This window comes from Arthrobacter terrae, from assembly GCF_015708085.1.
Taxonomy (GTDB): domain Bacteria; phylum Actinomycetota; class Actinomycetes; order Actinomycetales; family Micrococcaceae; genus Arthrobacter_M; species Arthrobacter_M terrae.
On record NZ_JADNYM010000016.1, the window covers coordinates 100,931 to 110,545 of the forward strand.

A 9,615-nucleotide genomic window follows, 5' to 3' on the forward strand; every position below is an offset into this window, starting at 1 on the left:
TGCAGTGTGGGGGCCAGCAGCGTCACTTCGTTGGGTTTGGTGCTACTCCGCGGCGGACGTTTCGGCACCCGCAACGACCTCACCGTTGCGCCGGCGGGTGCGGCTGCGGTTGCGCCGGGGGCGTGCCGGCTGGGCGGAGCCGTCCGCGTCGTTGACTGCCGTCGTAGTGACGGGACCGCTGGTTGCGGCGGCAGGAGCTTCTGTGGACGGGCGACGGCGGCTGCGTTCCGCACCGCTGCCTGCCGAGCCCGTGCGGGAACTGCTGCGTTGTCCCTCGCCTCCGGATGTGCGCGCCCTGTCGGTTGAACGTTCGCTGGAAGTGCGCCCGCCGGATCGGCCGTCGGCGTCGGACTTCCGGCCGCCGTCGCGCCCGCTCGTACGGCCGCCGTCGCGCCCGCCGGCGTGGGGTGCTGTATTGCGTTTGCCCGTCTCGCCCAGGTCTTCGAGGACCTCGGCATTGATTCCGGCATGCGTGCGCTGGTTCCGCGGCAGCCGGCCCTTGGTACCCTCGGGGATATCCAGGTCTTCGTAGAGGTGCGGCGAGGAGGAATACGTCTCCACCGGCTCAGGAACGTTCAGGCCCAGCGCCTTGTTAATCAGGGCCCAGCGCGGCATATCGTCCCAGTCCACGAAGGTCACCGCGGTGCCCTTATTGCCGGCCCGGCCGGTGCGGCCCACCCGGTGGAGATAGATCTTTTCGTCCTCAACGCACTGGTAATTGATTACGTGCGTGACGTCATCTACGTCAATGCCGCGGGCGGCAACATCGGTGGCCACGAGCACATCGACCTTGTTGTTGCGGAAGGCACGCAGGGCCTGCTCGCGCGCGCCCTGGCCCAGGTCTCCATGAATGGCGGCGGCGGCAAAACCGCGGTCAATGAGCTCATCGGCGACCTTCGCGGCGGTGCGCTTGGTCTTGGTGAAGATAATGGTCCGGCCGCGTCCGCGGGCCTGCAGAATTCGTGCCACTACCTCGGCCTTGTCCATGCTGTGCGCCCGGTAAATCAGCTGGCGGATGTCGCGCTTGGTCAGGCCCTCGTCATCCGGGTCGGCGGCGCGGATGTGGGTGGGCTGCGTCATGTACCGCCGGGCCATGGCGACGACAGCGCCGGGCATTGTGGCGGAGAACAGCAGCGTCTGGCGGACGGCGGGAGTGCCGGCGATCAGCGTTTCGACGTCGGGCAGGAAGCCCAGATCCAGCATTTCGTCTGCCTCGTCCAGCACGACGATTTTGACGCTCTTGAGGTTCAGATGCTTTTGCTTGTACAGATCAATCAGGCGTCCGGGAGTGCCGACCACCACCTCCACGCCCTTGTGCAGGGATTCGATCTGCGGCTCGTAGGCGCGGCCACCGTAGATCGTAGCGATCCGCGCACCCCGCTGCCGCGACGCTGTCGCCAGGTCGTTGGCCACCTGGACAGCCAGTTCACGGGTCGGCACAATCACCATGGCCTGCGGGGCGCCTGGGGTGGGCAGCTTGTCGTACCCCGGGTCCTTCGGGGCAACCACGCGCTGCAGCGCCGGAATGCCGAAGCCAAGGGTCTTGCCGGTACCGGTCTTCGCCTGGCCGATGATGTCATGGCCGGCCAGCGCGATCGGCAGCGTCATGGACTGGATCGGGAAAGGGTGAGTGATGCCGGCTGCGGTGAGCGAGGCAACAATGTCCTCGCGGACGTTGAAGTCGGCGAAAGTCTGCGGCACTTGCTGGTGCGGTTCCGCAGTGGTGGTCAATGTTGCCTCGACGGTGAGCTCGTCGTCGGTGTTATCCGCACGCAACTGGGTTTCGCCGTCGATGTTCGTGGTATCAGTCTTCACAGTGTTTTTACCGTTCAATTCGTCTATTCAGGTGCCGCAAACCAAGGCTTCGACGCCGGCCCGGTGTGGGTCGAACGGAGCCAGAGGCGGCACTTCCAGCGGAAGCCGATCGCGGGCTAACAACTGCTTGCCGGCTGCCGCTGCAGTTTTCCTGCGCAGCGCTGACATCATAAGATCGCGTAGGGGCGGGCTTGAGAGAACTTTCGAAAAGGAAACAATCAACGACCGGGCATCCATGTCTACACTGCCAGTCTAACCGGTCGGCCGGGGTTTCACGGTGTTTCCGCCCGTTTTCCGCTCTCCCAATGACGCCCCAGCGACGCAAGAGGGTCCTCAGAGGGTTGTGAAGAGGACGGTGCGTGTTCTGATGTCCGCCTGCAGCAGCCGTACGCGGACGTTGGTGCCGGGTTCCAGCGCGCCCGCGCAATATGCCGAAACGGCAGGATCCTTGAGCTGGATGATGCTCTTGGGGCTGGCATGCGCGTTGCCGTTACCGTTGCTCTTGGGCCCGCTGATGACGACGGCGTCAAACTCGGCGCCGACATGCGCGCTCAGCACTGCAGCCTCAACGGTGTCAATGGCGGCCCTGTCCACCTTGTTGGCCAGCTGATCTGATGCCATCATAATGGCCGGCAGCTGGGGTAAGGCGTCGCGGGCCCACTGCGGAACGGATTCACCGGCGCTCAGAGCGGAGCAGATCGCCAGCACAAACCGGTCCACCAGCCGGCGCAGCGGCGCGGTCGTATGCGCATACGGTGCGGCAACCGCGGCCTGAACGCTGTGCTGCGGCAGCTCGCCGTCGAAAGGTGTGTAAGCCGCTCCGCGAAACAGCGCCGTGGCCGCATGCATGAGGGCAAGTTGCTGGGGATCGGAGGTATCCAGGGAGCGCAGATAATCGCCATAGGGCATGTCCATGGGCCAGGGTTTCGTCAGCACCACGGTCTGCCGCCGGTACCGATCCACCGACGCCGCATCCGGCTCCGGCATGGTTCGCAGGATGCCGACCTTGCCGTCGAGCATCAGCGCCGCGGCGGCCATCCCGGTCAGCAGGGAGATCTGTGCATTCCAGTCTTCAACCGGCAGCGCCGGCCGGAACACCAGCTTGTACCGGTCGCCGTCGAACTCCACTTCCTGCCGGGGAACATTCAGGCTTGCCCCGCCGCGCTTGTGCTCCAGCTCAATGCGCTTAAGCCCGATCTCCTTGAGCAGACCCAGCGTTCGGGTGATGGCAGCGCTGGTCACAGTCCCTGAAACCGGGCTGGAGCCGTCGTCGATCATGACCTGTGCCTGAGCGTAGTCGAGCCGTGCCACGCTCCGGACTGCTGCGCGCCGTACCGTCGTCGAGACCTCCTCGCCGGCGTCGTCCAGGGCAATCCGCCACACAAACGCGGACCGTATGCGGCCGGGCAGCAGGCTCGCCGCATTCTCGCTCATGCGCGCCGGATGAAGTGGTACGCGGCCGTCAGGGGTGTACACCGTCTGGCCGCGGAGCCGGGTTTCCGAGTCCAGGGCACCGGCTGGTGGAACGAACGACGGGACATCCGCAATGGCATAGTGCACTAAATAGGCAGGCACCGGGCCGGACGCCTCACCCGGGGTTGGTTGTTGGCCGCTGAACGGCTCCAGAAACATTGCCTGGTCCAGGTCCATCGAGCCCGGCGGATCAATGCTGAGAAATGGTTGCGCTGTGAGATCGAGTTCGGGGAGCTGATGGCCGGCAATTGAGGCGCTCACTTCCGCCAATACCTCCTCACTGAACCTCTGCGGAAGCTTGAATTCCGTCTTCAGGTTCGCCAGCGCCAGGGCAAGTTGCTGCTGCGCTGCACTGGAGTGCACGTCAATGTGAGAGTATGGCACCTGCCAAGCCTAGCCCGAGGGCCCCGCCGCGCGGCTTTTTGCGCGGGTGGGTAGGGCGACGGCGCTAGCTGCGAGGGCCCCGCCGCGCGGCTGGACCTGCGCTCCACCGGTAGCGTACCGGACCCGTTACCCTAGGTTCTATGAGTATTCCGCCGGGTGAGTCCGCACCGAACGTCTCCGTCGGTGAGCTGAACGCACGCTATGACAAGTTTGTCGTAGACCTCCTGGGCGTCATCGCTTATGGAGAACTTTCTGCCTTTGAGCGGTTGTCCTCGGACGCCCGGTATTCACCCACGCTGCATGACCGCGCTGCGCTGGGCCGGATGGCAGTGGCCGAGTTCGAGCACTTTGAGGTGGTCCGGGCCAGGTTGGCGGAAATGAACATGGACGTGGAGTTGGCGATACGCCCGTTCCAAACATCTGTTGACGCTTTCCATGACCGTACCCGGCCCGCTGACTGGTACGAATCGCTCATGAAGGCATACGTAGTCGATGCCATTTCCGAGGACTTCTACCGTGCGATCAGTGAGTTTCTGGACCCACGTACACGCGAAATCATCGCAGCGGTCCAGACGAATGCCGAGTCCGGCAGGCTGCTGCAGGATCGGTTGAAGAAAATGTTGACCGACGATCCCAGGCTGGCTTCCCGGCTGGCCTTGTGGGGCAGACGGTTGGTCGCGGAGGTGCTGACCCAGGCACGGCAGGTGGGTACCGAACACACCTTTCTGCGCGGGCTAATGGCCGACGACGATGTTCCGGCCGCGCGCGACGAGGTCAGTACGCTGATGGCGCAGCTGACTAAGAATCACTCCCGTCGGATGAGCCAGCTGGGCCTGACAGCCTGAAGCCGGAAATTTCCCTGCCGATGCCTGGCGGCGGCGGAAAATGTCCATCGAGCGAAAGGCGGTAGACGCAGATGGCGGTAGTCCGCGAGTTCTTTCGGCTGGGACCGGCGCGGGATGACCACTATCCTGCGTTACGGTGCGCTATTGGAGTAGCCGTGCCGCTGCTGGTGCTGCTGTCCCTGGGGCGTTCGGACCTTGCGATTTATGCCGTTTTTGGTGCTTTCACCGGGGTCTTCGGCCGCGGTGAAAGCTACCGGCTTAGGATGGTGCATCAGTTGCAGGCCGGCCTCCTGATCCTTGCGGCCGTAACGCTCGGCTCACTCAATTCCCTGGCCGGGGCAGCGCCGTGGTGGATCATCGCAACGACGTCGGCGGTGGGAGCAGTCGGTGCGGTGGCCGCTGAGCGTCTCCGGCTCGGACCCGTCGGCCCATTCTTCTTTATCTTTGCCTTCGCCGCCACGTCCTACATTCCCCTGGCCGTCCCGCTTACGGTACCGCTGCTGACCACGGCGCTGCCCGTGGTGCTGGCCGTCGTCGTCGGCGTCTCCGGTTGGTTCATCCGTCGTGGACTGCGCAGACCGTCAAGACCCCGGGTGGCTACGGCAGGCCGGCCGGTCAACTGGCGTGCCGTCCGGCTGCAGGCGGTGCGTTATGCGCTGGCCATCGCGGCAGCGGGTACGCTGGCGACGATCACCGGGGTGGGGCACAGCTACTGGGCGATGGTGAGCGCCGCCGTGCCGCTGATGGGGCCGGATATGGCCAAGCAAGTGATTCGAGGATTGCACCGGGTGCTGGGCACGCTGGCAGGACTGGTGGTGCTCTGGCTGGTATTGCTGCTGTCGCTGGTGCCATGGCAAGTGGTGCTGCTGGTGGTGGTTCTGCAGTTCCTGGCGGAAATATTCGTCGCCCGGCACTATGGGCTGGCCCTGCTTTTCATCACGCCGCTGGCGCTGCTGATGACGGAACTGGGGCAGCCGGGCAATGTGGGACTTTTGATGCTGGAGCGGGCCGTGGAAACCGGCATCGGTGCGGCGGTGGGCATCGCAGTCGCCCTCCTGCTGCGGGACCGGCCGCGCGGCAATTGAAATGCCGCCGGTCAGCGGCCATCGCCGCACCCAGCGTCCGCCGCGTGAAATATGCCGGGCGTGCCGGCGGTTAGAACTAAGGAGCCCACCGGATTCGCCGGCGCGTATCCCAACGAAAGGTCCCTTCTCCATGACTGTTCCCCTCTCCATCCTCGACCTTGCCCATATTGGACGGGGAGAAACCGCCGAAAGTTTCAAAGCCAGCGTGGCACTGGCGCAGCACGCGGAGAATTGGGGGTACCGGCGGATCTGGTACGCGGAGCACCACAATATGCCGACCATTGCCTCCTCGGCCACCAGTGTACTGATTGCGCACGTTGCGGCGAATACGACGAAGATCAGGCTCGGTGCCGGCGGCGTTATGCTGCCCAACCATGCTCCGTTGACCATTGCCGAGCAGTTTGGAACCTTGGAAACTTTGCACCCGGGGCGCATTGACCTTGGACTGGGCAGGGCACCGGGAAGTGACCAGAAGACCATGCGTGCCCTGCGCCGGGACCCGATGTCCTCAGACACGTTCCCGCAGGACGTCATGGAGCTGCAGGGGTACCTCACCGGCAACACCCGCATTCCCGGCATTAACGCAATACCCGGTCGGGGCACCAATGTGCCGCTGTACATTCTGGGATCTTCATTGTTCGGTGCCAAGCTCGCTGCAGCACTGGGACTGCCGTATTCGTTTGCCTCGCACTTTGCGCCCAATGCTCTTGAAGATGCCGTGAAGATTTACCGTCGGGAGTTCCAGCCCTCGGACCAACTCGCCGAGCCGTACGTCATCGCCGGTGTCAATGTGATCGCAGCCGATACCGAGGAGGATGCGCAGCAGCAGTTCCTGACCGGTAAACGCAACAGAATTGCCCAGATGGTGGGCCAGGGTAAAACCTTTACCGACGAGGAAGCGGACCTCCTGCTTGAATCCCCGGCGGGGCATCAGGTGCTGCAGATGGCCAGATATTCCGCCGTCGGGACGCCCGCCCAAGTGAAGGAGTACCTGGATGACTTCACCGAAGTGGCCCAGGCGGACGAGCTCATTGTGGCCACCCAGGCGAGCAGTGTGGACAGCTGGCTGCGCTCCTACGAGTTGTTGGCCGAGGTTGCGGGACTTGTGCCGGTTGCGCCGGGGAAATGACGGCTTTCCCGTGAAATGACGTCCCGCCACGCATCATTTTGCGGGCGGGACGTCATGATGGCCGGGCCGGCGCCATGCTACTGTCACGTCGGTAGGACGGAACTGGCGGCAAAAATGAAAAGGGCGGGAAATTGATCGGTTCATCGGCAGCGCTCTGGGGAACGCAACTGCTGTCCCTTTCCTTCGCTCTGTTGTTATCCACCGCGATCGGCTTCGAGCGGCAGCTGAAGAGCAAATCCGCGGGAATGCGGACGCACGCGCTGGTCGGCACCGGCGCGGCGCTGTTCATGGTGGTCAGTAAGTTCGGCTTTGACGACGTTTTGGTCAAGGACCTGGTCCGGTTGGATCCGTCCCGGGTCGCCGCGCAGATAGTCTCCGGCATCGGCTTCATTGGCGCCGGTCTGGTTTTCGTCCGCCGGAACAAGGTGCGCGGCTTGACGACGGCGGCGTCGATCTGGCTGACCGCTGGTGTCGGTACCGCTGCAGGAGCCGGCCTGATCATCCCCGCTGTCTTTGTGACGCTGGCGCACTTTTTGGTGGTGTTCCTCTACCCATTCATCGTCAGCCGCACCAGGCTGGGGAATCTGAACGAGCACGTCATCCACGTCACATATCTGGACGGGATCGGTGCCTTGCGGGTAATCATGCTCACGTGCACCGAGCTTGGTTTCGCGATCATGGGATTCACCACGCGCGCCGGCGAGGACAGCACCTTGTCCCGGGTGCTGGGTAAAACGCCGACGGCCGACGACGGCACGACGGATGCAGGGGACGTCACCGTCGAGGTGGAACTGGAAATCAACGGCACCACGCCGATCAGCGTGTTGACCCATCGGCTCGGTTCTGTGGCCGGGGTGCGTGGCCTGTCCATCGACGACGACGCCGAATAGCCTCAGGGGCGGCACTTAGGTACAGCGAGACCAGCCGCCCGGTTCCCGTTCACCGTCCAGAAATTTGCCGGATCTAATGTCACTTGGATTCCTACCGGGTCGGCGTTGGCGGTGCCGAAACCGGGTTTTGCGGGATTAGTGGGGCGATGAGTCTTTCCATCTGAGTTTGAAGGAAGTGTTGTCCTGCTGTGCTGGGGTGGTCCCCGTCCGGTCCGATCAGCTCAGCGGCGTTGTCCATGATCCAGCCGTCGGCAATGGGATCGACGAATTGTGCTCCTGCCTGGAGGGCTGCTGTCCTGTCCTGGTCCCGGACCTGAACTCGTTCGGGTTCGGGATTGTGCGTGTAGGAGGGTGGTCCAACGACGAGGATGGCTGCCTGCGGTGCAATGTTTTTGACCGTTTCGAATGCCTGGGAGGCGGCGGCACCGATTTGCGCCGGCGGAACCCCGATGTCGTTTTCGGAACCGAAGAAGACCACCAATCGTGTTTCGGCCGTTACCATTTCGGTGACCTGAGTGCCAAAGGTCGAATTATTGTCTCCGACGCTGACGTAGCCGCTGCCGTTCTGCGCAGCATTGATCAGGTCCGGGCGGCCTTGATGAAACGCCGGGTCGTTATTGATGAGGTTGGGCCAAGCATCTGCGGGAGAAGTTCCGTAACCGGTGCTCAGTGAATCTCCAATAATGACAATGCGGTGATGTTCGGGTACTACGGGAGCGGGTGGGGAGGAGCAGCCGGAAAGAGCCAGCGTGGTCACCACACACGCAAGCACCGGCCCTGCGACGCGGCGCAGACGGTCAGCTTTACGGGCTATGGTTCCGCAGTGCAGGAGTCCTTCTGTAGTCACTGGTGCCATCCTGATTAGTGTTTGGAGGGTCGGACCTACCCTGGAGATGGATGCTTTCTGCCTACACCGGTAACTTTACGGTCCCTACCCGTGCAACCACGTGGTGGGCCCGTGGAAGGAGTCACGCAGCTGACAGGAGATGGATTTCCGTTTTCTCCTGGAGATCCTCTGCTATGGAGGTCTCAGGGTCCTCTCAGGGAATATGTCCGAAGGTAGAGTGTCAGCTCGTGCACTATTTCACCGGTGAGGCGCGCGTCCGTCCGGGCGGCGTTCGTTGAGGCGAAGGGGAAAGACTTTTGACGCGGAACGTGCGTGAACGTCTTAGTGCCGGGCGCCGGGTCTGGATATGGTTCGCGGAGATGACCTTCGATGGGGTGCGCCATGCACCGCTGACGTTTGGGTTGCTGGTGCTGATGTGGGCGGTCGCGTTGGGGACCACCAGCGTCAGCCGGGGTCCGCGGGGCCATCTTGCGGGCGCGGTGCTGGCGAATCCCTCGACGTCGGGTTCCCATCCGTGGTCGGTGGTGTTGTCGCTGCTGTGGGCGCCGGATCTGGGGACGTATCTGTGGACTACTGCCGCGTTGTTGGGGCTGGGGATTTTCGCGGAGCGGCAGTTGGGGACGTCCCGGTTTGCTGTGGCGCTGGTGGCGGGTCACCTGACGGGGGTTCTGGGCGGTTTTGCTGTTGCGGGCGCTGTGTCGTTCGCTTTTCCTGACTGGGCTGCGGCGTTGGCTGGTACCGGGTTCGGCGGTCCCGCACTGGCGGTGGTGGGGGCTGCGATGGCGTCCACGGCGTCGCTGGGCACGATGTGGCGGCGTCGCTGGCGGGTGAGTGGATTCATTTTGCTGGGGACCATGGTCTTGTTTAACGGGGCGATGATCACGATCATGTTGCTGGCGTCGGCGGTCGCGGGATATGTGGTGGGGAAGGTGATGTATCGGTCCGTCTCGATCAGGACGGTGCCGGCGGCCTCGATCCGGGAGAGCCGGATCCTGATCGCCCTGGTTTGTGCGGCTGCTGCGGCGGGGCCGCCGTTGGCTGCGGTGTCCGCGAACGCGAATGGGCCTTTCGCTGTGTTGGGAGAGCTTTTCACGGGCGTGCAGGACACTGACCCGACGGCGATCCGGGGGATCTGTGCGGCGGCCGC

General features: G+C 63.7%; 8 protein-coding genes. 5 read left to right on the forward strand and 3 right to left on the reverse strand.

The genetic code is table 11. The features are described from left to right. Positions 1-42 precede the first annotated feature (42 nt). Both IV500_RS13400 and IV500_RS13405 read right to left on the reverse strand, forming a co-directional pair. The gene (locus tag IV500_RS13400) at positions 43-1,815 is read right to left on the reverse strand and encodes a DEAD/DEAH box helicase (RefSeq protein WP_376770209.1); all 1,773 of its coding nucleotides are present in this window, start codon (positions 1,813-1,815) and stop codon (positions 43-45) included. A gap of 333 nt (positions 1,816-2,148) precedes the next feature. Further along, entirely contained in the window at positions 2,149-3,672 is a 1,524-nt protein-coding gene (locus IV500_RS13405) for an RNB domain-containing ribonuclease (RefSeq protein ID WP_196397308.1), read from the reverse strand. 140 nt (positions 3,673-3,812) lie between these two features. On the opposite strand from IV500_RS13405, the gene IV500_RS13410 reads away from it, so the two are divergent. The 4 genes from IV500_RS13410 to IV500_RS13425 all read left to right on the forward strand — a co-directional run bounded on the left by IV500_RS13410 (position 3,813) and on the right by IV500_RS13425 (position 7,621). After that, the gene (locus IV500_RS13410; RefSeq protein WP_196397309.1) at positions 3,813-4,517 is read left to right on the forward strand and encodes a ferritin-like fold-containing protein; all 705 of its coding nucleotides are present in this window, start codon (positions 3,813-3,815) and stop codon (positions 4,515-4,517) included. A gap of 71 nt (positions 4,518-4,588) precedes the next feature. Further along, positions 4,589-5,602, forward strand: coding sequence for an FUSC family protein (locus IV500_RS13415; RefSeq protein ID WP_196397310.1), 1,014 nt, complete (start codon positions 4,589-4,591; stop codon positions 5,600-5,602). A 130-nt stretch (positions 5,603-5,732) separates the two neighbouring features. Then, positions 5,733-6,731, forward strand: coding sequence for an LLM class flavin-dependent oxidoreductase (locus IV500_RS13420; RefSeq protein ID WP_196397311.1), 999 nt, complete (start codon positions 5,733-5,735; stop codon positions 6,729-6,731). 131 nt (positions 6,732-6,862) lie between these two features. Then, positions 6,863-7,621 carry an MgtC/SapB family protein gene (locus IV500_RS13425; RefSeq protein WP_230854933.1) on the forward strand — a complete coding sequence of 253 codons (759 nt, stop codon included), beginning with the start codon at positions 6,863-6,865 and terminating at the stop codon, positions 7,619-7,621. A gap of 91 nt (positions 7,622-7,712) precedes the next feature. Here the strand turns inward: IV500_RS13425 and IV500_RS13430 are convergent, their stop codons facing one another. Beyond that, positions 7,713-8,468 carry an SGNH/GDSL hydrolase family protein gene (locus tag IV500_RS13430; protein ID WP_196397312.1) on the reverse strand — a complete coding sequence of 252 codons (756 nt, stop codon included), beginning with the start codon at positions 8,466-8,468 and terminating at the stop codon, positions 7,713-7,715. A 308-nt stretch (positions 8,469-8,776) separates the two neighbouring features. Between IV500_RS13430 and IV500_RS13435 the strand changes: the two genes are divergently transcribed. Further along, positions 8,777-9,615, forward strand: an 839-nt coding sequence (locus IV500_RS13435; protein WP_230854935.1) for a hypothetical protein, incomplete at its 3' end; no start/stop codon positions are given.

Excerpts from the sequence above, each read along its gene's own strand:
- IV500_RS13410 (WP_196397309.1), top strand. The coding sequence starts at position 3,813 with ATGAGTATTCCGCCGGGTGAGTCCGCACCGAACGTCTCCGTCGGTGAG.
- IV500_RS13415 (WP_196397310.1), top strand. The coding sequence starts at position 4,589 with ATGGCGGTAGTCCGCGAGTTCTTTCGGCTGGGACCGGCGCGGGATGAC.
- IV500_RS13420 (WP_196397311.1), top strand. The coding sequence starts at position 5,733 with ATGACTGTTCCCCTCTCCATCCTCGACCTTGCCCATATTGGACGGGGA.